At 64.5% G+C, this 21,238-nt stretch carries 22 protein-coding genes; 9 read left to right on the top strand and 13 right to left on the bottom strand.

Translation table 11 applies throughout. The annotated features are described in order from the left end of the window. Nucleotides 1–22: 22 nt before the first annotated feature. From BLQ55_RS07145 to BLQ55_RS07090, 12 genes are all read right to left on the bottom strand, one after another. Nucleotides 23–2,362 carry an MMPL family transporter gene (locus BLQ55_RS07145; protein WP_092253108.1) on the bottom strand — a complete coding sequence of 780 codons (2,340 nt, stop codon included), beginning with the start codon at nucleotides 2,360–2,362 and terminating at the stop codon, nucleotides 23–25. Next, nucleotides 2,346–2,939, bottom strand: coding sequence for an outer membrane lipoprotein carrier protein LolA (locus BLQ55_RS07140; RefSeq protein ID WP_092203416.1), 594 nt, complete (start codon nucleotides 2,937–2,939; stop codon nucleotides 2,346–2,348). The genes BLQ55_RS07145 and BLQ55_RS07140 overlap by 17 nt, the downstream gene beginning before the upstream one ends. Further along, nucleotides 2,936–3,361 (bottom strand): acyl-CoA thioesterase, encoded by a 426-nt coding sequence (locus tag BLQ55_RS07135; protein WP_060739517.1) that lies wholly within the window; start codon nucleotides 3,359–3,361, stop codon nucleotides 2,936–2,938. Before BLQ55_RS07135 ends, BLQ55_RS07140 begins: the two co-directional genes overlap by 4 nt. Beyond that, nucleotides 3,354–4,898: an HAL/PAL/TAL family ammonia-lyase gene (gene hutH, locus BLQ55_RS07130; RefSeq protein WP_092253106.1), complete on the bottom strand. Its 1,545-nt coding sequence runs from the start codon at nucleotides 4,896–4,898 to the stop codon at nucleotides 3,354–3,356. The genes BLQ55_RS07135 and hutH overlap by 8 nt, the downstream gene beginning before the upstream one ends. Then, a complete protein-coding gene (locus BLQ55_RS07125; protein ID WP_092203420.1) occupies nucleotides 4,879–5,823 on the bottom strand; it encodes an LpxL/LpxP family acyltransferase in 945 nt (314 codons plus the stop codon). The genes hutH and BLQ55_RS07125 overlap by 20 nt, the downstream gene beginning before the upstream one ends. Next, the gene (locus BLQ55_RS07120; RefSeq protein WP_092253104.1) at nucleotides 5,820–6,554 is read right to left on the bottom strand and encodes a glycosyltransferase family 2 protein; all 735 of its coding nucleotides are present in this window, start codon (nucleotides 6,552–6,554) and stop codon (nucleotides 5,820–5,822) included. Before BLQ55_RS07120 ends, BLQ55_RS07125 begins: the two co-directional genes overlap by 4 nt. A gap of 206 nt (nucleotides 6,555–6,760) precedes the next feature. Then, nucleotides 6,761–8,440, bottom strand: coding sequence for an ApeI family dehydratase (locus BLQ55_RS07115; RefSeq protein ID WP_092253102.1), 1,680 nt, complete (start codon nucleotides 8,438–8,440; stop codon nucleotides 6,761–6,763). Next, nucleotides 8,437–8,982: a COG4648 family protein gene (locus BLQ55_RS07110; protein ID WP_072407257.1), complete on the bottom strand. Its 546-nt coding sequence runs from the start codon at nucleotides 8,980–8,982 to the stop codon at nucleotides 8,437–8,439. The genes BLQ55_RS07115 and BLQ55_RS07110 overlap by 4 nt, the downstream gene beginning before the upstream one ends. Then, on the bottom strand, nucleotides 8,979–9,233 hold the full coding sequence (locus BLQ55_RS07105; protein WP_030140951.1) for an acyl carrier protein: 255 nt from the start codon (nucleotides 9,231–9,233) through the stop codon (nucleotides 8,979–8,981). Before BLQ55_RS07105 ends, BLQ55_RS07110 begins: the two co-directional genes overlap by 4 nt. A gap of 9 nt (nucleotides 9,234–9,242) precedes the next feature. After that, nucleotides 9,243–9,500: a phosphopantetheine-binding protein gene (locus BLQ55_RS07100; RefSeq protein ID WP_092253101.1), complete on the bottom strand. Its 258-nt coding sequence runs from the start codon at nucleotides 9,498–9,500 to the stop codon at nucleotides 9,243–9,245. Continuing rightward, nucleotides 9,481–10,290: a lysophospholipid acyltransferase family protein gene (locus BLQ55_RS07095; protein WP_092203428.1), complete on the bottom strand. Its 810-nt coding sequence runs from the start codon at nucleotides 10,288–10,290 to the stop codon at nucleotides 9,481–9,483. Before BLQ55_RS07095 ends, BLQ55_RS07100 begins: the two co-directional genes overlap by 20 nt. After that, nucleotides 10,266–10,985 (bottom strand): beta-ketoacyl synthase chain length factor, encoded by a 720-nt coding sequence (locus tag BLQ55_RS07090; protein WP_092203430.1) that lies wholly within the window; start codon nucleotides 10,983–10,985, stop codon nucleotides 10,266–10,268. The genes BLQ55_RS07095 and BLQ55_RS07090 overlap by 25 nt, the downstream gene beginning before the upstream one ends. Nucleotides 10,986–11,344: 359 nt before the next feature. Here BLQ55_RS07090 and BLQ55_RS07085 point away from each other — a divergent pair, with 359 nt between their 5' ends. Continuing rightward, nucleotides 11,345–12,112 (top strand): ParA family protein, encoded by a 768-nt coding sequence (locus BLQ55_RS07085; RefSeq protein WP_063323262.1) that lies wholly within the window; start codon nucleotides 11,345–11,347, stop codon nucleotides 12,110–12,112. 24 nt (nucleotides 12,113–12,136) lie between these two features. On the opposite strand, the gene BLQ55_RS07080 is transcribed toward BLQ55_RS07085, so the two are convergent. Further along, nucleotides 12,137–13,138, bottom strand: coding sequence for a GntR family transcriptional regulator (locus BLQ55_RS07080; protein WP_060739507.1), 1,002 nt, complete (start codon nucleotides 13,136–13,138; stop codon nucleotides 12,137–12,139). Nucleotides 13,139–13,484: 346 nt separating this feature from the next. On the opposite strand from BLQ55_RS07080, the gene BLQ55_RS07075 reads away from it, so the two are divergent. The 8 genes from BLQ55_RS07075 to BLQ55_RS07040 all read left to right on the top strand — a co-directional run bounded on the left by BLQ55_RS07075 (nucleotide 13,485) and on the right by BLQ55_RS07040 (nucleotide 21,237). Further along, entirely contained in the window at nucleotides 13,485–14,846 is a 1,362-nt protein-coding gene (locus BLQ55_RS07075) for an amidase (RefSeq protein WP_092253346.1), read from the top strand. A 37-nt stretch (nucleotides 14,847–14,883) separates the two neighbouring features. Continuing rightward, entirely contained in the window at nucleotides 14,884–15,765 is an 882-nt protein-coding gene (locus BLQ55_RS07070) for a polysaccharide deacetylase family protein (protein ID WP_060739506.1), read from the top strand. Between the two features lie 27 nt (nucleotides 15,766–15,792). Further along, nucleotides 15,793–17,133 carry an MFS transporter gene (locus BLQ55_RS07065; RefSeq protein WP_092203434.1) on the top strand — a complete coding sequence of 447 codons (1,341 nt, stop codon included), beginning with the start codon at nucleotides 15,793–15,795 and terminating at the stop codon, nucleotides 17,131–17,133. A gap of 11 nt (nucleotides 17,134–17,144) precedes the next feature. Continuing rightward, entirely contained in the window at nucleotides 17,145–17,906 is a 762-nt protein-coding gene (locus tag BLQ55_RS07060) for an SDR family NAD(P)-dependent oxidoreductase (protein WP_092203436.1), read from the top strand. Between the two features lie 70 nt (nucleotides 17,907–17,976). Continuing rightward, complete coding sequence (locus tag BLQ55_RS07055; protein WP_092253100.1) at nucleotides 17,977–18,726, top strand: SDR family NAD(P)-dependent oxidoreductase; 750 nt, start codon at nucleotides 17,977–17,979, stop codon at nucleotides 18,724–18,726. Nucleotides 18,727–18,740: 14 nt separating this feature from the next. Then, nucleotides 18,741–19,040 (top strand): hypothetical protein, encoded by a 300-nt coding sequence (locus tag BLQ55_RS07050; protein ID WP_092203441.1) that lies wholly within the window; start codon nucleotides 18,741–18,743, stop codon nucleotides 19,038–19,040. Continuing rightward, nucleotides 19,037–20,041, top strand: a complete 1,005-nt coding sequence (locus BLQ55_RS07045; RefSeq protein WP_092253099.1) for a CobW family GTP-binding protein — start codon at nucleotides 19,037–19,039, stop codon at nucleotides 20,039–20,041. The genes BLQ55_RS07050 and BLQ55_RS07045 overlap by 4 nt, the downstream gene beginning before the upstream one ends. Continuing rightward, entirely contained in the window at nucleotides 20,041–21,237 is a 1,197-nt protein-coding gene (locus tag BLQ55_RS07040) for an ABC transporter substrate-binding protein (RefSeq protein ID WP_092253098.1), read from the top strand. Before BLQ55_RS07045 ends, BLQ55_RS07040 begins: the two co-directional genes overlap by 1 nt. Nucleotide 21,238 lies beyond the last annotated feature (1 nt).

The following is a 21,238-nucleotide window of genomic DNA, read 5'->3' as shown; positions in this document are numbered from 1 at the left end:
TGGGATTCCTCGAATTCCGTAATCATCGTGGGTCTTCTTGAGCGGGTGTGGGGTGTTCGTGACGCCCGGCCCACGGCGCCAGCATGAAACTGAAGGCCAGTCCCAGGCTCACCGCCAGGCCGAAATTACTCACCGCCGGTGTGCTGGAAAGCGCCAGCAGGCCGAACGACAGCCAGGTGGTGATCGCTGCCAGGAAAGTGCCCAGCAGGCTCACCGCCGCGCCACCAATCTGCTCGCGCATCAGAATCGCGTAATCGACGCCGATGGCCGTCACCAGCAGCAGGCCGAACAAGCTGAACAGGGTCAGTGGCTGCCCCAGCCAGCCGAGGCTCGCCAGGCTGCACAGCGCGGCCAGCAATGGCAGGGCGACGATGCGCAAGGCCGCACCGACCCCGAACGGCCAGATCAGTACCAGCACGATCAGCACGCAGGAGGCCAGTTTCAACTCGGCGGCGCTGACCTGCGTGGCGGCGAAGACCCGGTTCAGGTCGCCCAGGCGATCCACCAGTTGTACCCCCGGCAGGTCCACGGCTTGCACCCGCAGCAGCGCGGCATCGTTCAAGCCTTGCAGGCTGATCATGGCGGCGACGCCTTGGGCGGTGGGGCCGAGCCAGAGCGTGCGGTACGGCTCGGCCAGGGGGCCGGCCAGCGCGGCATCGATGTCGGTCACCGGCAAGGCCTGCAATTGCGCCAGTTCCGCTTGCAGCGCGGCGACCGGCACGCCCAGGTCCAGCAACGGCTGCCAGACAGCCGGCAACCGGGCCAGGGCCTCACGCACTTTCTGCTGGTCGGCGGGCGGGCTCACCAGTTGGTTCAGCGACAGGTAGCCCTGGAGTTTTTCCAGGGCGATCAACTGGTCCAGGCGTTCGTTGAGGGCGGTCTGGCGCTCCAGCAGTTGAGACTGATTGTCGGCGCGGATCAGGAAGAACTGGCTGGTGGGCTGGAAGCCGGTGATGCGCGCGATGTCGCGGGCTTCGTCGGTGAGGTGCTGGGGCGTGCCGATCCACTGGCGGACGTCGTTTTTCGTGGTCAGGTGCCAGAGGCCGCCCGCGCAGAAGCTCAGCAGCAACACCAGCAGCACTGGCGTAGGCACCCGTGCCAACAACGCCTGGCGGATCTGGAGCAGGCCTTCGCACAGCCGCAGCGGCCACTGGGCCGGACGCAAATCCGCACCGTTGAGCAGCGCCGGCAACAGGCACACCGCGGTCAAGTAGGCACCCACCAGCCCGGCGGCGGAAAATATCGCGATCTGGGTCAGGGCCGGAAACGGCGTCCAGGCCAGGGCCAGGTAGCCGATGCACGTGGTCGCCAGGCTCAGGCTCAGCCCCGGCAGGGTCAGGCGCAAGGCCGGCCAGCTGCGCCATGGCTTGAGGCTCCAGCTCTTGGACAGGTAGTGCAAGGGGTAATCCACCGCGACGCCGATCAGGCTGGACCCCAATACCAGGGTCATCACATGCATGCGCCCGAACAAGGCCACGCACGCCACCGCGCCGAACAGCATGCCCACCAGCACCGGCACGAACGCCAGCCACACCCGCAGGCGCCGGAAGGCCAGCAACAGCAGCAGTAAGATGCCGACCGTCGCGCCACCGCCGACCCAGGTGATTTCCCGCGACGCCTGTTGCTGGCCGCTGGCGGCGTACAGCAGGCCGCTGGCCGCCAGCAGTTGCCCTTGGGCCTGGCCCGCCTGGTCGCGGCTGCGTTGCAGCAGCCCGGCCACTTGCAGCGGCAGGTTCATGTCGAAGGCGGTGCCCTGGGCACGGGCCCGCAGCATCACCCAGCTTTTACCGTCGGCATCGGCGATCAGGGCCCCACTGCCGATGTCGAATTTGATCGCGCCGCGTTGGGGCTGGCTGTTCTGGATGCGTCCGGTCAGGCCCAGCCAATCGTCCTGGTTCGGCACCAGGCTGAAGCCGCTGAACGGGTCGAACAGGGCCTGTACCCGTTGTTGGATGAACGCCTGGGGCTGTTCGATCAGTTGCTGCCGGTCAGCCGCCGAGAGCATCGCCAACCGCCCGTTGAGCAGTTGCGTACGCAGCGCCGGCAAGTCGGCCTGCAACGTCCACTGCACCTTGTCGAACAGACCGCTGGCCTGCCATTGCTCGCCGAGGGTTTGCGCCAGGGCGATGGCTTGCTGGCGATCGGCATGACCGACCAGCACCAGCACCTCGCGATTGAGCGGTTCCTGCATGCGCTGTTCGGCGATCAGTTCCAGGGCATCGGGCGACGTGCCCGGCACCAGTTCCATGAGATTGGCCGACAGCGGCGCGCCGTTGCGCCACTGCCAGCCGGCGAGCGCGAGCACTGCCAGCAGCAGGATCAGGAACAGCCGTGGCAGCATCCGTTCACTCGGCAAAATCATGTTGCTCCGCTTCGCTCAAGGGCTGTGCGCTGGTGCTGTCCTGCATGCGCAGTACGGTGCTGTCGCCCTGGGTTTCCAGCAGTTCGATGCGCTGGACCAGTTCGCCGCCGTCGATGTTGATCTGGTTGAAGACCTGCTTGAGCAGCACCGAGCGCGGGGTCAGGGTGAGTTTCCACTGCTGCGGTTCGCCCGACAGGCTCAGCTCGAAATCCCGTTGCAAGCCACTGCTGTCGCCCTGCAATACCGCCAGGAACAGGCGGTTCTGCTCGGCGCCGGCGCTCTTGTTCGGCAGCATCTGCCAGGCATTGCCGTCCCGCCGGGCGATGCCTTGGGCGGTGATGCGGTAGTCCTGTTGCAGCGGGGTTTGCAGCAGCCACAGCAGGCCGTGGTTTTTCGCCAGTACGAAGCGGCCTTTGCTGGTGAGGGGTTGGGGCAGGGCGCGCAGGTGTTTTTCCTGGATGAACTGGCCGTGGATCACCTCCGGACGGGCCAGTTGGTCGCTCAATTGCTGCAGGTCGAAGGCCTGGGCCAACGGCGCCAGGCAACACAACAGCAGGCAGATCGACAAACGCTTCATGGCAGTTTCCTTTCGACGGCTTCGACAAAGACCCGGGGCGAGGCCAGCAGCATTTCGCGGCTGGCGATGTCCACGGCCACTTGCACCGAACTGGCGCGGGTCAGGCGCTCGCCGGTGGCTGCGTCGCTGATCAGGTAATTGATCTTCAGCCGGTTCTCCCACTCCACCAGGCTGGCACGCACGGTCAGGGCCTGGCCGAACACGGCGCTGCGCACGTAGCGCAGTTGCAGGTCGATGACCGGCCAGGCATGGCCGGATTCGAGCATGTCGTTGTAGTTGTGGCCGATCAGGTCGAGCAGCGCACAGCGAGCAACTTCCAGGTATTTGACGTAGTGGCCGTGCCAGACCACGTTCATCGAATCGACGTCGAAAAACGGCACCACGATGTGGGTGTCGACGTGCAGAACGCCTTGGCTACGCATGCAGCCTCCAATGTTGTTCGGCAATGCGTTGCAGGCACACGCGCAATTCGCCTTCCAGGGCGCGGTCTTCGATGACCGGGGCGAAATCCTCCGCCAGTTGCTGGTGCATGGCGGCCAGGGCCGGCGGCAACGGCCGCGCGTCTTCGGCACGACTGCGCAGCCATACGCCCTGGTTGGCCGCCAGCAACGTGGCGGCGGCGACCTGTTCGGTCAGTTCCAGCACACGGATCGCGTCCCGGGCGGCGATGGTGCCCATGCTCACCTTGTCCTGGTTGTGACATTCGGTGGAACGCGAGAACACGCTGGCCGGCATGGTGTTTTTCAGCGCCTCGGCGGTCCAGGCGCTGGTGCCGATCTGCACGGCCTTGAACCCGTGGTTGAGCATCGCCCGCTCGGCGCTGGCGCCGGACAGGTTGCTCGGCAGGCCGTGGTTGTAGCGCTCGTCCACCAGCAAGGCAAGTTGTCGGTCGAGCAGGTCGGCGACGTTGGCCACCAGGTTCTTCAGGCTGTCCATGGCGAAGGCGATATGCCCACCGTAGAAATGCCCGCCGTGGAGCACGCGTTCGGCTTCGGCGTCGATGATCGGATTGTCGTTGGCGCTGTTGAGTTCGGTCTCGATGAACGAACGCAGCCAGCCCAGACTGTCGGCCAGCACGCCGAGTACATGGGGCGCGCAGCGCAGGGAGTAGCGATCCTGCAGGCGATGCAGCGGCGCCGTCGGCGCGTCGATCGCCAGGTCCTTGCGCAGCCACGCGGCGACCTGCATTTGCCCTGGATGTGGCTTGGCGGCGAACAGGCGCTCGTCGAAATGTTCCGGGTTGCCTTGCAGGGCAACGACGTTCAACGCGGTGATACGGGTCGCCAATTGCAGCAAGTAGTCGGCCCGGGCGAAGGCCAGGCAGGCCAGGCCGGTCATCACAGCGGTGCCGTTCATCAGCGCCAGGGCCTCCTTGGGCCGCAGCACCAGTGGGGGCCAGCCCAACTCACGGTGCACATCGGCGGCCAGGCGCCGCTCGCCGCGGAACATCACTTCCCGTTCGCCGGACAACGTGGCCGCCACATAGGACAGTGGCGTCAGGTCACCGCTGGCGCCCACCGAGCCTTCTTCCGGGATCAGCGGCAGGATGTCGTGTTCGAGAAAGGCCTGGAGCCGCTCCAGCAGTTCCACCCGCACCCCGGACACGCCGTGGCACAGCGACTGCAAGCGCGCCGCCAGCACCGCGCGGGTGGCCTGGGCGTCCAGCAGCTTGCCCAGGCCGCAGCCGTGGAACGTGTACAGGTGACGCGGCAGGGCCTCGACATGGTGCAGCGGCACCGCCACCACGCAAGAGTCACCGTAGCCGGTGGTCACGCCGTAGATCACGCCTTCCTTGTCCAGCAAGGAGTCGAGGAATTGCGCACCCTTGGCGATGCGCTGGCGGTACGCCGGGTCATCCTGCAACTGCGTCGGGGCCTGACGGTTGGCCAGGGCCAGCACATCCTCGATGCGCAGGGGGCGTTCGCCGAAGGTTACCGGCTCAAGAGTGGGCATCGTCATCGGTCTTCCAGAAAGGGTAAAAGTTGAACCACTGTTGGGGCCCCTGGAGGCAGTACTGCGCCAGGCGCTCGGCATAATGGCCGGCCCAATGGGCGATCACTTGTTCGCGCTCGTTGCGCTTCCACACCACGGTCTCGGCGAAGGGTTCGAGCGTGACGCGATAGCGCCCCTCGTGCTTTAGGCACATCAGCAGGTTGACCGGGCATTTCAGCAGGCCGGCCAGCAACCAGGGGCCTTGGGGGAATGCCGCCGGGTGGCCCATGAAGTCCACGATCACGCTGCGTCCGCCGTGCAGTGGCACGCGGTCGCCGGCAATCGCCAGCCACTCGCCGCGCTCCAGGCGTTCGCTCAGTTGCAACATGATCACCGGGTTCAGCTCACTGACCTGGATCAGCCGCAAGTGCGTGGCACCGGCCTCGCCCAGCAAACGGTTGAACTGCTCGGCGTGCTTGGTGTGCACCAGCACGTTCATGGTCACTTTCTCGCCCAGTTCGGCCAGGGCCCGGCACATCTCCAGGTTGCCCAGGTGCGCGCCCACCAGCATCTGCCCGCGGGTATCGCGCAGGTGATTGCGCAGCAGCGCCGGGTCGACGATTTCGATCTGGTCGATGCTCAGCTTGCCGTTCCAGACGTCGAGCTTGTCGAGCAAGGAGTCGGCGAACGCCATGAACTGCCCGAACACCCGCCAGCGGGTCGGGCGCAGTTCGGGGCGCGCGCTCCAGTCGGCCAGGCGCTGCTGGTATTGCCAGGCCGCCTGGCGCGCGCTGCGGCCGAAAATGAAAAAGTACAGGACGATGCCGTACAGCACCGGGGTCAGCAAGCGTCGGCCGAGCACCTTGGCGGCGAGCGCGGTGAGTTTCATCAGCCAGAAACTGCCGCGCTCCTGGCGGTCGGCCCAATGTTGCTTGTCTGCCTGAAGACTCATGCCCGCCACCGTCGCCAGAGAATCAGGGGCGCGCGCACCAGCATGCCGAAGAACAGCCGGGTGTGCATGCTGGAAATCAGCACGTTGTCGTGGAACAGGCGAAAGTGCGAAACGCCGTCCCGAGGGTAATGGACCCGGGTGTGCAGCCAGTGCATCGGCTGATTGCGCCAGGCCAGGCGCACCAGGATGTCCGAGTCGAAATCCATGCGCTTGCCGATATTGGCCGAGTCGATCAGCGCCAGGGTCGGTGCCAAGGGATAGACCCGAAAGCCGCACATCGAGTCGCGGATTTGCAGGGACAGGCTGTTGATCCAGACCATGACGTGGGTCAGGTAGCGCGCGTAGAGGCGACCTTTCGGCACGCTGGCGTCGTAGTGCGGATAGCCACAGATCACTGCGTCCGGGTGGGCACGGGATTGCTCGATGAAGGTCTTCACGTCGCCCAGGTCGTGCTGCCCGTCGGCGTCCACCTGCAAGGCGTGGCTGAAACCCAGGCGCGACGCTTCGCGCAAGCCGGTCATCACCGCGCCGCCCTTGCCCTGGTTGACGGCGAGCCTGACCAGATGCACCTGCTCGCCTTCGGCCAGCCGTTCCAGTACGGCGGCACATGCCGGGTTGCTGGCGTCATCCACCAGCACGCAGGGCAGGCCGTTGGCGAGCAACGCCTGGACCACCGCCGAGATGGCGGTTTCGTGGTTGTAGACCGGGATGACGGCGCAGGGGTTATGCATGCGGCATGTCTCGGTGGCTAAGGTGCATTTTGTGGCGAGGGCGCTTGCTCCCGCTGTAGGAGCTGCCGAAGGCTGCGATCTTTTGATGTTGATCTTTCACTTGCGACTCAACTGTCTGGGACAAGATCGCAGCCTCGTTGCACTCCTCAGCTCCTACGCCGCCCAGCGGGAGCAAGCTCCCTCGCCACAGGAGGGCAGTGTGAGCATTAATCATTCGCCATCCCCAACACAATCCGCCCGCTGGAACAGGCCGCCGTGGCATTGCGGTAGGCAAAGTACAGCTTGCCGCGCTCGCGGTCGAAGCGCAGGTGCAGTTGGATGTCGTCACCGGGGCGCACCAGTTGCTGGAATTTCAGCACCTCCATGCCGACGAACCGCGGCGGCAGGTCCAGCAGTTGGCGACCTATGCTCAAGGCCCAGTCGACCTGCACCACGCCGGGTAATACCGGGGCGGTGGGGAAGTGACCGCTGAAGTACGCAAGGTCAGGCGGCACGACCAGGCGCAGGCTCCACTCACCGTCGGTTTCGACTTGCTCCAACACCTCGGGGGCTTTGGGGCGTGGCGCCATCAGCAGCGCCTCGACCTCGGCCTGGGGCAGTTTGCCCTGGGCGTTGAGCGGCAACTGCCGCAGCCAGCGCCAGCGCCGTGGCAGGGCCAGGGTTTCGCAATGTTCGCCCAGGTGACGGCGCAGGCCCTCGGTCACGGCCCGCCGACCCTGGTTGCGCAAGGCTCGCAGGCCAGCTTCGCTCAGCACCAGCAGCGCGCCGAGGGAGGCGCGATTCTCCTGCACCACGCCCAGCCGCGCTTCGCTGACCCAGTCATGGGCCACCAGCGCCTGTTCGAGCATGGGCAGGGAGATGCGCTTCTCTTCGAGCTTGACGATACGGTCCAGTCGCCCGAGCAGCTCGAAGCGTCCATCTGCGGCGATTCGCGCTGCGTCAGCGGTGTGTTCCACATGCCCGGCGGGCAGGTAGGGCGAAGCGATCAGCAAGGCGCCGTCGCTGTCCTGGCTCAGCTCGACGTCGGCAAAGGGCTGCCACCATGGGTCACCCTGGCGCCAGGCGATACCGCCGGTTTCCGAGCTGCCGAAAATTTCCGTCGGCCATTGTCCCAGCCGTCGCTGCAAGCTTTGCGCGGCCTCGGCTGGCAAGGCACCGCCGGAGGAGAACACCCGGCGCACGCTGCTCAGGGCCGGCCAGTCGAGGTTATCGCCCATGCGCTTGAGCAACGCCGGGCTGGCGACCCAGGCGAACACCGGTTGCTCGCGGCTGGCGCGTTGCAGGTCTTCGGGGAACGCCAATTGCCTGCGTCCGAACGGACGCCCGGCACACAGCGGCCACAGCACTCGGAACAGCAATCCGTAGATATGTTGGGTGGCAACGCTGCCGATCATGCAGGCCGGGCCCAGGTCGGCGCCCCACAGCTGTTCCAGGGCCTGGACTTCGTTACTCAACTGCCGCAGGGTTTTCTCGATGCGCTTGGGCTCGCCGCTGGAGCCGGAGGTGCACAGGCTCAGCCAGCAGTGATCGAGGTCCAGTTCGGCGGCGTCCATCGGCGCGTGTCGCAAGTCGTCGGGATGGGTGTCGCCGGGCTGGTCGGTCAGCCACAGGTCCACCTCCGACGCCCAGCGCTGGCGTGTCTGCGCTTGCAGGTCGGCGGGAAGCAGGACGCGCGTGCCGGCGTGCCAGGCACCGAGCAGGGCGATGGCCAGGTCGGCTGCATCTTCCAGGTGCACCGCCACCTGGCGTACGCCCCGGGCTTGCAGGCCGGCCGCCAGGCGCAACGCCGCGTCCCGCAGTTGCGAATGATCCAGCGCCGGAGCGACCGCGACGGCGCGTTCCGGCTGAGCCCTGAGCAACATCCGCTCAAGTGTTATCCAATTCATGGGCGGCCTCTTACCCGTTGTCGTATGAGCCATTCAATGGCAAACAGCAGCCCCATCAATCCGTAGGAAATCAGGCCGGTGTACAACATCCACCAGCTCAGCGGCGCCCAGAGGGTCAGGGCGGCGGCGAGCAAACCGTTACACAGGAAAAACACACTCCAGGCCACCGTGACCTGACGCGTATAGACCACCGCCTTGGCCGGCAGCTGCGGTTCGCGCAGGCGGGCCAGGCGTTCGATCATTGGCGGGCCGTATTTCAGGCTCAGGGCGAACAGCCCAAGCATGAACCCGCTGATCAGCACCGGGTACCAACGCAGCAGGAGCGGGCTGTCGAACAGCGCGAGCAACACGCAGAACACGATCGCCGTGGTCGCCATCCAGCGGCTGCCGTCACCGCCCTTGCCTAGCAACGCCCGGGCCAGCCACAGGCTACCCAGCAGCAGCCCGAACTGCCACGGGGCGAAATGCTCCATGCCGAAATACACCGCAAAGGGGTACAGCAGGCCCGCCAGCAGCAGGCCGAGGCCAATCAGCCGGGTCATGCGGCCGGTTGAACCAGTCGATAGACCGCCTCGACCACGTCATTGACGGTGCGCACCGACTTGAACTCTTCGGCGGCGATTTTCTTGCCGGTCTGGCGCTTGATGTGGTCGATCAGGTCAACCGCATCGATGCTGTCGATTTCCAGGTCCTGGTACAGGTTCGATTCCAGCGTCACGCGCTCCGGGTCCAGCTCGAAGAGCTCGACCAGGGCGTCACGCAGGGTGTTGAAAATGTCGTCACGAGTTTGCATGGTCCGGTCTCAGGGGCGTTTTGCAGTGACGAAGGCCGCAAGGCTTGCCACATTGCTGAAATGGTTACGAGTGTCCTTGGCGTCGGCGTCGATCTTGATGCCGTACTCCTTCTGGATCGCCAGGCCTAGCTCCAGGGCATCCACCGAATCCAGGCCCAGGCCTTCGCCGAACAGGGGCTGGTGGTCGCCGATGTCGTCGATGCCGATGTCTTCCAGGCCGAGGGCGTCGATGATCAGCTGTTTGATGTCACGGTGCAGATCGCTCATCTTCGGCGAGCTCCTTGATGAAATAGTGATGCAAGAAATCGTTGAGCCTGCGCGAAGCCTGGGGCGGCGGGCCGAGCGCGGCGAACGCCTGTGGATCTATATCGGCCCCGACGTGAAAACTGAAGTGCACGCGGCGCCGGGGGATGCGATACCAGGGTTCGGCTTTGGTCAGGGTCGTGGGGTTGACCTTGATCGTGACGGGCGTGAGGATTTTCGCACCCCGCAGGGCGATGGCCGCGGCCCCCCGATGAAAGGCCGGCACCTGGCCTGGCTGGGTGCGCGTTCCTTCGGGAAACACGATCAGCGTCTGGCCAGCTTGCAGGGTATCGCTGGCGGCATCGAGCATGTCCATGCTGCCGTCATTACTGATGTACTGGGTTGAACGCAATGGACCACGGGTAAAGGGGTTGTCCCACAGGCTTTGCTTGACCACGCAGTTGGCGTTGGGCACCAGCCCGATCAGGAACACCACGTCGATCAGCGAGGGGTGATTGGCAATGATCATCTGCCCGGGGCGCCCGAGCCGTTCGGCGCCATCGATCTGGTAGGTGAGCACGCCGGTACGGGCCATGAACCGGATAAAAAACCGGAACAACCGCCCGACGGTGCGTCGAGCCCTCTGTCGGTGGGCCTGGGCATCGCCGGGCAGCCAGGCCAGCAACGGAAAAACCAGCAAGCGCAGGCACAGGCCGCCCAGCCCGAACAGGGCGAAGCTTGCGGCGGTCGCGACCAGGCGCCAGTAATAGGCGTCGCGATGTTTACCGGTCACCGGTTGCGTTGCCAGTTCCATACACGATTCTTCCAGGCATGTTGGCAGGTGGTTTCGTTGTTCAGCAGGGTACGCAACAGGTCCAGGGCATGGGGCCAGTCGCCGCCGGATCGTTGGCCGGCCTGCGCGGACAGGTCCAATCGCCAGTCGTCGCCGGGCGTCAGCAGCAGGCCCACGGCATAGGGGAAAGGCACGTCATCGACCCACGGTGCGTAGACCTGCGGCGGTTGTTCTTCGGTGATCACCAGCAACACCGCCGGCGAGCCTTCGTTCAACAAGGCGGCGGCCTCCAGCACGCCGTGCTCCAAGCCGTCGCCGGTGGCGGCCAGGGCGGTCATTTCGCTGGTTTCGCCGCGCATGATCGACCACAGGCCGATCACGGCGTTGTGCACCGACAGGCTGAACTGGGTTGGCGACAAGGGCTGGTTGGCCGCCAGGTCCTTGAGAATCTCGAACGTGCGCGGGGTTTCGCCGTGGCGGGAAATAAAGACCAACGGTAGGCCCGGCTGGCCCTCGGCCAGTGGCCAGCCGACACTGAAGGCCATCCGCGCCAGGCGGCTGAGGCGACGACGCTGCATGGCAGGCAGGAACGATACGTCGGGGGCGGCATCGCTGGCCGGCAATACAACCGGCTGTCGGCTCCAGGCCTGCCAGTCGTCCACGCTTTCGAGCCCAGGGGCCCACGCGCGCCATTGGGCGATATTGAAATTGATCAAGACTCATCCCACCCCTGCGGGGCTTTTATTGTCACGGTTCAGTGGTTTGACCCGCGTCCTACCCTGCATGGCCTTGCGACCCAAGTGGCGCGCATTATCCCGGTGCGGTTGGCTTGTAGCAAATACTGGTTACATTTTGCCCAGCAAAATGTACGAGTCGGTCCACTCGATGCCTGGCTTGGACCATTATCGCGATCGTCACGGGCGTGTCTGTCGGTTGTTTCTGTCTTTATCCGGGCACGATTGACGTCTGAATCGTTGGAAAAGCCACTGTTGCTGTAGTCCTCCTACGCAGAAGGTAGCTAAGCAGTGTCGCGGCCTACTACACTCGGGAATCTTTGATACACGGAGGTTTTGACATGCGGCGTGTGGTGTTCAATCAGAAAGGTGGCGTGGGCAAGTCCAGCATCGCCTGCAATCTGGCGGCAGTCAGCGCCAGCGAGGGCTATCGCACGCTGTTGGTGGACCTGGATGCCCAGGCCAATTCCACTCAATACCTGACTGGCCTGACCGGCGACGATATCCCCATGGGCATCGCCGACTTCTTCAAGCAGACCCTGTCGTCCGGGCCTTTCTCGAAAAAGAACAAGGTGGATATCTACGAAACGCCGTTCGACAACCTGCACGTGATCACCGCCACGGCGGAGCTGACGGACCTGCAGCCCAAGCTCGAGGCGAAGCACAAGATCAACAAGCTGCGCAAATTGCTCGAAGAGCTGGAGGAGGATTACGACCGGATTTACCTGGACACCCCGCCAGCGCTGAATTTCTATGCGGTTTCAGCGTTGATCGCCGCTGATCGGGTGCTGATTCCGTTCGACTGCGACAGCTTTTCCCGTCAGGCCTTGTACGGCCTGCTGGCGGAAATTGAAGAACTCAAGGACGACCATAACGAAGGCCTGGAAGTCGAAGGCATCGTGGTCAACCAGTTCCAGGCCCGTGCCAGCCTGCCGCAGCAGATTCTCGACGAACTGATCGCCGAAGGCCTGCCGGTATTGCCGGTGTACTTGAGCAGTTCGGTGCGCATGCGCGAATCCCACCAGGCCAGCCTGCCGCTGATCCACCTTGACCCGCGGCACAAGCTGACCCAGCAGTTCGTGGAATTGCATGGATTGCTGGAAAGCTGAGGGCTGGTCGCTGTCCGTGGGCGATCAGCTGATTTTGCTCAGGTAGGGTGGCAAGTCCTGCTCCGGCACGACCGATAGCACCTTGAGGCGTTGCAACATCCGTTGCCGGGCGCGTTGCAAATGCTCCTTGAGGTTCAGCGCGGCGGCGTCGAAGGCACCGTGCAGCAACAGTTCCAGGATCAGGCGGTGCTCGGCCAGCATGGCGGGGTCCGCGCCGATTCCCAGCAGCCGGGAAAAAATCCGGCTGATGATCATCGGGCTTTGGGCCTGGCGAATCAGCGCTGCCATTTTGCGATTCTGCAGGCCGCTGAGGCAGTGCTGGTGCAGGTCTTCCTCGATGCGCTGGATCGTCTCTTCCGGGCAATGCTCAGCCTGTTGCGCCTGGGTTACCCGTTCCAGCATGGCTTGCAGTTGTTCGCGGCTCAGCCCTGGCGCACTTTGACGTAGCGCCTCGGGCTCCAGGCAGGCGCGCAACTCATAATCTTCGGTGACTTCCCGGGCCGTGAGCGGGCCGGCCAGCCACTGTGAGTAGGGCTCTTTTTCCAGCAAGCCCCGGTCCCTCAGGCGCATCAAGGCTTCTCGCACCACGGCCCGGCTCACGCCGTAGTGCTCGGCGGCGGCTTGTTCATCGAGGCGGTAGTGGCCGAAGGTAATACAGGTCAGCAGCGCGCTGCCGATTTCTTCGTGGATCCGCTCGCCCAGTGGTCGCGTGTCCACCCGTTCTTCGCCACGCGCCAGGCCAAGGTGAACATGGCTCAAGGGCAGGCGCAGCGGCTCGATGTCCAAGCCCAGGGGATTGATCAAGTACCCACGCCCGTCAAAACGGCTGATCAACCGCTCCTCGTGCAACAGATCCAGCGCCTTGCGCACCGGCACACGACTGGTGCCGAACAGCTCCGCCAGCGGTGCTTCCAGTAATACCAAGCCCTGCAGTGCGGTGCCCTCGGTGATTGCATCGCGCAATACCTGATGAATCATTGCGTAGCGAGACGCGGTACGCGGGTCTTGGGCTGGCGCTGCTTTCATCGATTCCTCTGGGCATGACGGCGATGGAGGGATTCTCTCACAGTGTCCTGTGTCACTGAGGGTCACATTGGTGCGCCCTTTCGTGGGGCTCGCTCCATCAAAACGTTACTTTTATGCACCTAAATGTATCTTTTATAAAAATATACATTAGATAAGCCTGCCATCTGGATGTTGGCCAGGGTCCCGCTCATCCAAGTCATCCAGGCAGCTCTAAGCCGATGGTTCCAGCCCCTCTGGGCGTTTTGGCGTTCGGCAGCTATGGATTGTATAAGCGTAGCTGGCACGGAATCTGCTCCATACAAAATGTATATTTTAATAATAGATACGTTTTTGGATGCCGCAGCCCATGAGCCCATTTTCCTCGCTGGATGCCATTGCACTCGCCGAAGCCTTCGCGTCAGGGCGCACCGATCCGGTCCAGGTGCTGGAACAAGCGCTGGAGCAAGCCGCTCGCGCCGAACACGTGTTCGTGTCGTTGACCGAGGCCCGGGCCCGGCGTGAAGCGCAGGCCTCGGCGGCGCGCTGGCGTGCCGGGCAACCGTTGAGCGGCTTCGACGGTGTGCCGATGGCCTGGAAGGACCTGTTCGATGTGGCCGGCAGTGTCACCACCGCGGCAGCGGCGGTGCGCCGGAACGCACCGCCCGCGTTGCTGGACGCGGCCAGTGTCAGCCTGCTCAGCCGGGCCGGCATGGTCTGCCTGGGCAAGACCAACCTCAGCGAGTTCGCCTATTCAGGGCTCGGCCTCAACCCGCACTTCGGCACGCCGGTCAACCCGTTCAGCGATGCACAACCGCGGATCCCCGGCGGCTCCTCCAGCGGCTCGGCGGTGGCGGTCGCGGCGGGCATCGTGCCGATCGCCATGGGCACCGATACCGCCGGTTCGATCCGTATCCCGGCGGCTTTCAACGCTTTGGTGGGGTTTCGCGCCAGCTCCCGTCGTTACAGTCGCGATGGGGTATTTCCTCTGGCCCACAGCATCGACAGCATCGGCCCGCTGACTCGCAGTGTGCGTGACGCCTGGATGATCGACGAATTGCTTCAGGGTCGCGACCCACGGCAAGCGCCACCGGTGCGCAGCCTGGCCGGGCAGCGTTTCTGGGTCGAGCAAGCGGTGTTGGAGGATGCCCGTGTCGAGGCCGCGGTGCGGGCCAATGTGCTGGCCGGTGTCCAGGCGCTGCGCATCGCTGGGGCGCTGGTGGAGATGCGGCCATTGCCGGCTTTCCAGGCCAGCCTCGCGCTGATCCGCGACCACGGCTGGCTGGGGGCCGCCGAGGCGTTCGCCTTGCATGAGGCCTTGCTCGACAGCGCCGATGCCGAACGTCTCGACCCGCGGGTACGCCGGCGTCTCGAAGCAGCGCGGCCCATGACCGCCAGCCAGGTGCTCAAGCTTTACGACGCGCGATCGACCTTGCAACGCCAACTCGTCGAGGAACTCGACGGCGCGGTGCTGATTACGCCGACCGTGGCCCATGTCGCCCCGCCGCTGGCGCCTTTGGAGACTGACGACGAACTGTTTGTCCGTACCAATCTCGCGACCCTGAGCCTGACGATGCCCGGCAGTTTGCTCGACATGCCCGGCGTCAACCTGCCCAGCGGCCGTGACAGCCAGGGGCTGCCCACCGGCCTGCTGCTCAGCGTGCCTCAAGGCGAGGATGCCCGGCTCCTGCGAGTCGCGCGCTCGGTCGAGGCGACGCTGGCCAATCCCTGATTGATGTTTGAACCACCACCACAACCGGAGGCCGATCATGGCTAAAGATATTCTTTGTGCATTTGGGGTCGATGTCGACGCCGTGGCGGGCTGGCTCGGCTCCTACGGCGGTGAAGACTCACCCGACGATATTTCCCGCGGCCTGTTTGCCGGTGAAGTCGGCTCGCCGCGGCTGCTCAAGTTGTTCGAGCGCTACGGTTTGCGCACCACCTGGTTTATCCCCGGGCACTCCCTGGAGACCTTTCCCGAGCAGATGAAAGCCGTGGCGGATGCGGGCCACGAGATCGGCGTGCACGGCTATAGCCACGAAAACCCCATCGCGATGACCCCACAGCAGGAAGAGGCGGTGCTCGATAAATCCATCGAGTTGATTACCCAAGTGACCGGCAAGCGGCCTACCGGCTATGTCGCGCCCTGGTGGGAATTCAGCAAAGTGACCAACGAGCTGCTGCTCAAGAAAGGCATCAAGTACGACCACAGCCTGATGCACAACGACTTCCATCCCTACTACGTTCGCGTCGGCGACAGCTGGACCAAGATCGACTACAGCCAGCACCCGGACACCTGGATGAAACCGCTGGTGCGTGGCCAGGAAACCGATCTGGTGGAAATCCCAGCGAATTGGTACCTCGACGACCTGCCACCGATGATGTTCATCAAGAAGTCGCCCAACAGCCACGGTTTCGTCAACCCGCGGCACCTCGAAGAGATGTGGCGCGACCAGTTCGACTGGGTCTATCGCGAACACGAGCATGCCGTGTTCACCATGACGATCCACCCCGACGTCTCCGGGCGCCCGCAGGTGCTGCTGATGCTGGAGCGCCTGATCGAACACATCCAGGGCCATGCCGGCGTGCGCTTCGTCACGTTCGATGAAATTGCCGACGACTTCATTCGCCGCAACCCCCGCAGCCGCTGATCCGGCATTTATTCGAGGCGTGTTCTCATGTCCATCTACAACAAACTCGACCTGACTGGTTGGAAACCCGAGCAATTGACCTCGGCCCAGGTACGCTTCGCCACCTGGATCGCTTTTTTTGCCTGGGTATTTGCGGTCTACGACTTCATTCTGTTCGGCACGTTGTTGCCGGAAATCGGCCGGCACTTCAATTGGAGCGAAGTCGAGCAGGCCGAAATCGCCACCTGGGTGGCGGTCGGCACGGCGGTGGTGGCGTTGGCCATCGGCCCGCTGGTGGACCGCTTGGGCCGGCGCATGGGGATCATCTTCACCGTCAGCGGCGCGGCGATCTGTTCGGCGCTGACGGCCATCGGCGGTGCCTGGGGCAAATCGCCGTTGATCCTGATCCGTTCTCTGGGTGGGTTGGGTTACGCCGAGGAGACCGTCAATGCCACCTACCTGAGCGAGCTTTATGCCGCCTCCGATGACCCGAGGCTGGCCAAGCGACGTGGCTTCATCTACAGCCTGGTGCAGGGTGGCTGGCCGGTGGGCGCGCTGACCGCCGCCGGATTGACCGCCGTGTTGCTGCCGACCGTCGGCTGGCAGGGCTGTTTTATCTTTGCGGCGATCCCGGCCATCGTCATTGCGATCATGGCGCGCAAGCTCAAGGAAAGCCCACAGTTCCAGATTCACCAGCGTATCGGCCAGTTGCGCAAAAGCGGCGCGGTCGCCGATGCCCAGGCAGTGGCATCCACCTACGGCGTCGACTATGAGGAACACAGCAAGGCCGGCCTCGCGTCGGCCTTTCGCGGCACGTCGCGGCGCGCGACACTGGTGATCGGCGCGGCGATCCTGCTCAATTGGGCGGCGATCCAGGTGTTCAGCGTGCTCGGCACCACGGTGATCGTCAGCGTGCACCATATCTCCTTCGAAAACTCGTTGATCATCCTGGTGCTCTCCAACCTGGTGGGCTACTGCGGTTACCTGAGCCATGGCTGGATGGGCGACAAGATCGGCCGGCGCAATGTCATCGCGTTGGGCTGGATGCTGGGCGGGCTGTCGTTTGCCGGCATGCTCTACGGGCCGAGCAACCTGCCGATGGTGGTCGGTCTCTACAGCCTGGGTCTGTTCTTCCTGATCGGTCCCTATTCGGCGGCGCTGTTCTTCATCGGCGAGAGTTTCCCCACCAGCATCCGCGCCACGGGCGGCGCGATTATCCATGCCATGGGGCCGATCGGCGCGGTGGTGGCCGGGTTCGGTGCCACCCAGGTGCTGGCGGCAGGTGGCAACTGGCAGACCTCGGCGCTGTACTTCGGCGCGCTGCCTTGTTTCCTCTCCGGTGCGCTGATGTTCGCGGCGCGCCACGTCCGTCCGGAAACCGTGAAATAAGGAGGCCCCTCATGACCCGTAGAGTTGCATTGATTACCGGTGCCGCCAGCGGCATCGGCCAGGCGCTGGCCGTGGCGTATGCCCGTCACGGTGTGGCCGTGGCCGCGGGCTACTTGCCGGCGGACCCCCACGACCCGCAAGACACCCGCCAGCAGATCGAGGCGTTGGGTGGCGAATGCCTGATGCTGCCACTGGACGTCACCGACAGTCGTTCGGTGGATAACCTGGCCGAGCAGGCATTCAGCACTTTCGGGCGCCTTGATTACGCGGTGGCCAACGCCGGCCTGCTGCGCCGTGCGCCGCTGTTGGAAATGAGCGACGAGGCCTGGAACGCCATGCTCGATGTCGATCTGACCGGGGTGATGCGCACCTTCCGCGCCAGCGTTCGCTACATGACCGAGGGCGGTGCGTTGGTGGCGATTTCTTCGATCGCCGGCGGCGTGTATGGCTGGCAGGACCATTCTCATTACGCCGCGGCCAAGGCCGGTGTGCCAGGGCTATGCCGTTCGCTGGCGGTGGAGCTGGCTGGGCAGGGCATTCGCTGCAATGCGGTGATCCCGGGCCTGATCGAGACGCCGCAGTCCTTGGACAGCAAAAACTCCCTCGGCCCCGAAGGCCTGGCCAAGGCGGCCCGGGCGATTCCGCTGGGGCGAGTCGGCCGCGCCGATGAGGTGGCGTCGCTGGTGCGGTTCCTGACCGGCGATGAGTCCAGCTACCTGACGGGCCAGAGCATCATCATCGACGGCGGCCTCACGGTGCGTTGGCCGGATTGAAGCCGGGCGTCACGGGTTTTGTTTTCAGTGACGGCCATCCCTGTTTGCCCTGGATCTGGAGGATTGTCCCATGCGACAACTGTTCAACCGCCGCGCCGTGATCACCGGCGCCGGCAGCGGCATCGGTGCCGCCATCGCGCGGGCTTATGCCGCGCAAGGCGCGCGCCTGGTGCTGGCCGATCGCGATGCCGAGCGCTTGTCCGCCACCGCAAACGACTGTCGCGCGCTGACGGTCGAGGTGTACGAGTGCGTGGCCGATGTCGGCACGGTCGAAGGGGCCCAGGCTGGGGTCGATGCGTGCGTCGAGCGGTTCGGCGGTATCGATATCCTGGTCAACAACGCCGGCATGCTGACCCAGGCGCGTTGTACCGAGCTGAGCATCGACATGTGGAACGACATGCTCCGGGTCGACTTGACCAGCGTGTTCATCGCCAGCCAGCGAGCCTTGCCCCACATGCTGGCGCAGCGATGGGGGCGGATCATCAACGTCGCCTCGCAATTGGGCATCAAAGGCGGGGCCGAGCTCAGCCACTACGCGGCGGCCAAGGCCGGGGTGATCGGCTTTACCAAGTCGCTGGCCCTGGAAGTGGCTGCCGACAACGTGTTGGTCAATGCCATCGCCCCCGGGCCGATCGAAACACCGCTGGTGGCCGGCATCAGTGAAAGCTGGAAACAGGCCAAGTCCGCCGAACTGCCTTTGCGACGCTTCGGCCTGGCCACGGAAGTGGCGCCCACCGCCGTGCTGCTGGCCAGTGAGCCGGGAGGCAACCTGTTCGTGGGGCAAACCCTGGGACCGAATGCCGGCGACGTCATGCCATGAAGGAGTGCTGAAGCATGTGTGGCTTGTGCGGTCTATTGGGCGAAGACGTGCATTGGAGCGATCCGCTGGGTGACGGGCTGCCCCGTCGTCGCGAGCGATTACGGCGGATTTCAGCGATTAACCGGGTGCTGGCGCCGTTACGGCTCAAGGTCGAAGACTTCCAGGGCACGGCGTATCTGCTGCTGGGCGCTACCGGGCGGCAGGAACTGGCCAGTGGGCTCGACCAGCTGTGGAGCCTGGCCGAGTCGATGGCGGGCCGCGCGGCGGATCCTCTCGATCCGGCCCTGCTCCAGTCTTTGGAGTCGGCCTCATGAGCATCGCCCTGAACGTCGTGACCGGGTTTCTCGGCAGTGGCAAGACCACCTTGCTCAACCGTCTGCTGCAAGACGAAAGCCTCGGTGACACCGCGCTGCTGATCAATGAGTTCGGCGATATCGGCATTGATCACTTGTTGGTCCAGGAGGTGGCGCCGGACACGGTGCTGTTGCCCAGTGGATGCGTCTGCTGTTCCATCCGCGGCGAGTTGAAAGAGGCATTGCTCGATCTGCTGGCGCGGCGTGACCGGGGCGAGATCCCGGCCTTTCGACGGGTGATCCTGGAGACGACCGGGCTGGCCGATCCGGCACCGATCCTGGCGACACTCAACAACGACGTGCAATTGCGCGGACGCTTCCATGTCGGCTTGGTGGTGACGCTGGTCGACGCCTGTCACGCCGAGTTGCAGGCGCGCATCCATCCCGAGTGGCTGGCCCAGGTGGCCGCCGCGGACCGCCTGCTGCTGAGCAAGACCGATCAGGCCACTGCGCCGGCTGTCAGCGCGTTGCGTCAGCGGCTGCAAGCGTTGAACCCGGGGGTGCCGCTGCTCGACACCCACGACGTGCTCAGTGGCGATCAATTATTGTTGGGCGAAGGCCTGCGTGGCGCCACGCCTGAAGTCGAGGTGGCCCGTTGGCAACTGCATCGTCCGCACGGCCAGGCCACGCCGCACGGCGATGCCCAGGTGTGCTGCCTGACCTTCGATCAGCCGCTGGACTGGATCGGCTTCGGGGTCTGGTTGTCGATGCTGCTAAGATGCCACGGCGAACGCATTCTTCGCGTCAAGGGATTGCTCAACGTGAACAGCCTCCAGGCCCCAGTCGTCATCCATGGTGTGCAGCATTGCCTGCACGCGCCGGTACACTTGCCCCACTGGCCCTGTGCCGAGCGCCAATCGCGCTTGGTATTTATCGTCAGGGGCCTGGACCCGGAGCGGTTGCGGCATTCGTTCGATGTCTTCGCCCGTTGCTTCGCCCCGGCGGCTGAGGTGAGTGCCTGATGCCTAGCGGCTCACCCATCACGTTGCGGGTGCTTGGCACCTCCGTCACCTTGCTCGAATCCCTGCGGGTTCGCGCCGAACAGGACCTGGGCATTCGCCTGGTCTATCAGGTCCACAGTGTCGAGCAGGCCCAGCGCATCGCGGTGATGCAACCGGACAGCTATGACCTGTACGACCAGTGGTTTCACAACGTTGATTTCGTCTGGCCGGCGAGAGCGATCCAGCCCATCGATACCCGGCGCATCGCGCTGTGGCACGAGATCAACGACCTGCCCAAGCGCGGCCGGTTGTCCGCCACGGATCGCCCGGTCAGCGGCAGCGTGCCCAATGAGCGCTTGTACGTGCAACACGACGGCAGCCTGGGCAGCACCGTCAGCGACTACATCAGCATGTTGCCGTTGACCCACAACGCCGACAGCTTTGCCTATCGCCCGGAACGCTTGCCGACGGGGTTTTCCCGTGACAACGAGAGTTGGGGCTGGCTGCTCGATCCGGCCTGGAGCGGGCGTACCGCGCTGCAAAGCGACGCGGCGATTGGCGCCATCGACGCGGCGCTGGCGATACAGGGCATGGGTTTGGCGTCGTTCAAGGACATCGGCAATCTCAGCATCGAAGAGATCGACAGCCTGGCCGACGTGTTGGTGCGCAAGCAGCGCGAAGGTCATTTCGCGGCGTTCTGGTCGGATGACGAACAGGCGGCGCAACTGATGCTCAGCCCGACCATCGACATCGAGAGCCTTTGGTCGCCAACCCTCATGCGCCTGCATCGGGCCGGGATCAAGTACCGCCTTGCCGTGCCCCGTGAAGGTTATCGCGCCTGGTTCGGTGGGTTGTCGGTGTCACGCCATGCCCGGGGAGCGGTGCTGGATGCCGCCTATGCGTTCCTTAATTGGTGGCTCTCGGGATGGCCCGGCGCGGTCATGGCGCGCCAGGGGTATTACATCAGCAACCCGCCCCGCAGCCGTGATCATTTGAGCGATGCCGAATGGGACTATTGGTACGCCGGCAAACCGGCCCGGGAAGTGTTGCCAGGCAGCGATGGTGAACCGCTGATCGACATCGGCGAAATGCGCGACGGCGGTTCGTATGAGCAACGCATGGGCCATATCGCCGTGTGGAACTCGGTGATGGACGAGCACAACTACCTGGTGCGGCGTTGGGGGGATTTTCTGCGTGCGGCCAACAAAGGCCGCTGAG

Origin of the sequence: Pseudomonas sp. NFACC13-1 (assembly GCF_900104425.1) — a bacterium.
In the GTDB taxonomy this organism is placed as follows: Bacteria; Pseudomonadota; Gammaproteobacteria; order Pseudomonadales; family Pseudomonadaceae; genus Aquipseudomonas; species Aquipseudomonas fluorescens_AA.
The sequence above is the reverse complement of the archived record's forward strand: the minus strand, read 5'-3'. Positions and strand labels throughout refer to the sequence as shown.

Bases quoted from the DNA above. Each gene is read 5' to 3' on its own strand.
- hutH (WP_092253106.1), bottom strand. From the start codon at position 4,898: ATGACGATGCCCACTCTTGAGCCGGTAACCTTCGGCGAACGCCCCCTG.
- BLQ55_RS07060 (WP_092203436.1), top strand. From the start codon at position 17,145: ATGACCCGTAGAGTTGCATTGATTACCGGTGCCGCCAGCGGCATCGGC.
- BLQ55_RS07145 (WP_092253108.1), bottom strand. From the start codon at position 2,362: ATGATTTTGCCGAGTGAACGGATGCTGCCACGGCTGTTCCTGATCCTG.
- BLQ55_RS07110 (WP_072407257.1), bottom strand. From the start codon at position 8,982: ATGACCCGGCTGATTGGCCTCGGCCTGCTGCTGGCGGGCCTGCTGTAC.
- BLQ55_RS07135 (WP_060739517.1), bottom strand. From the start codon at position 3,361: ATGCGTAGCCAAGGCGTTCTGCACGTCGACACCCACATCGTGGTGCCG.
- BLQ55_RS07125 (WP_092203420.1), bottom strand. From the start codon at position 5,823: ATGAGTCTTCAGGCAGACAAGCAACATTGGGCCGACCGCCAGGAGCGC.
- BLQ55_RS07120 (WP_092253104.1), bottom strand. From the start codon at position 6,554: ATGCATAACCCCTGCGCCGTCATCCCGGTCTACAACCACGAAACCGCC.
- BLQ55_RS07055 (WP_092253100.1), top strand. From the start codon at position 17,977: ATGCGACAACTGTTCAACCGCCGCGCCGTGATCACCGGCGCCGGCAGC.
- BLQ55_RS07075 (WP_092253346.1), top strand. From the start codon at position 13,485: ATGAGCCCATTTTCCTCGCTGGATGCCATTGCACTCGCCGAAGCCTTC.
- BLQ55_RS07050 (WP_092203441.1), top strand. From the start codon at position 18,741: ATGTGTGGCTTGTGCGGTCTATTGGGCGAAGACGTGCATTGGAGCGAT.
- BLQ55_RS07085 (WP_063323262.1), top strand. From the start codon at position 11,345: ATGCGGCGTGTGGTGTTCAATCAGAAAGGTGGCGTGGGCAAGTCCAGC.
- BLQ55_RS07095 (WP_092203428.1), bottom strand. From the start codon at position 10,290: ATGGAACTGGCAACGCAACCGGTGACCGGTAAACATCGCGACGCCTAT.
- BLQ55_RS07100 (WP_092253101.1), bottom strand. From the start codon at position 9,500: ATGAGCGATCTGCACCGTGACATCAAACAGCTGATCATCGACGCCCTC.
- BLQ55_RS07080 (WP_060739507.1), bottom strand. From the start codon at position 13,138: ATGAAAGCAGCGCCAGCCCAAGACCCGCGTACCGCGTCTCGCTACGCA.
- BLQ55_RS07105 (WP_030140951.1), bottom strand. From the start codon at position 9,233: ATGCAAACTCGTGACGACATTTTCAACACCCTGCGTGACGCCCTGGTC.
- BLQ55_RS07040 (WP_092253098.1), top strand. From the start codon at position 20,041: ATGCCTAGCGGCTCACCCATCACGTTGCGGGTGCTTGGCACCTCCGTC.
- BLQ55_RS07045 (WP_092253099.1), top strand. From the start codon at position 19,037: ATGAGCATCGCCCTGAACGTCGTGACCGGGTTTCTCGGCAGTGGCAAG.
- BLQ55_RS07065 (WP_092203434.1), top strand. From the start codon at position 15,793: ATGTCCATCTACAACAAACTCGACCTGACTGGTTGGAAACCCGAGCAA.
- BLQ55_RS07070 (WP_060739506.1), top strand. From the start codon at position 14,884: ATGGCTAAAGATATTCTTTGTGCATTTGGGGTCGATGTCGACGCCGTG.
- BLQ55_RS07140 (WP_092203416.1), bottom strand. From the start codon at position 2,939: ATGAAGCGTTTGTCGATCTGCCTGCTGTTGTGTTGCCTGGCGCCGTTG.
- BLQ55_RS07115 (WP_092253102.1), bottom strand. From the start codon at position 8,440: ATGAATTGGATAACACTTGAGCGGATGTTGCTCAGGGCTCAGCCGGAA.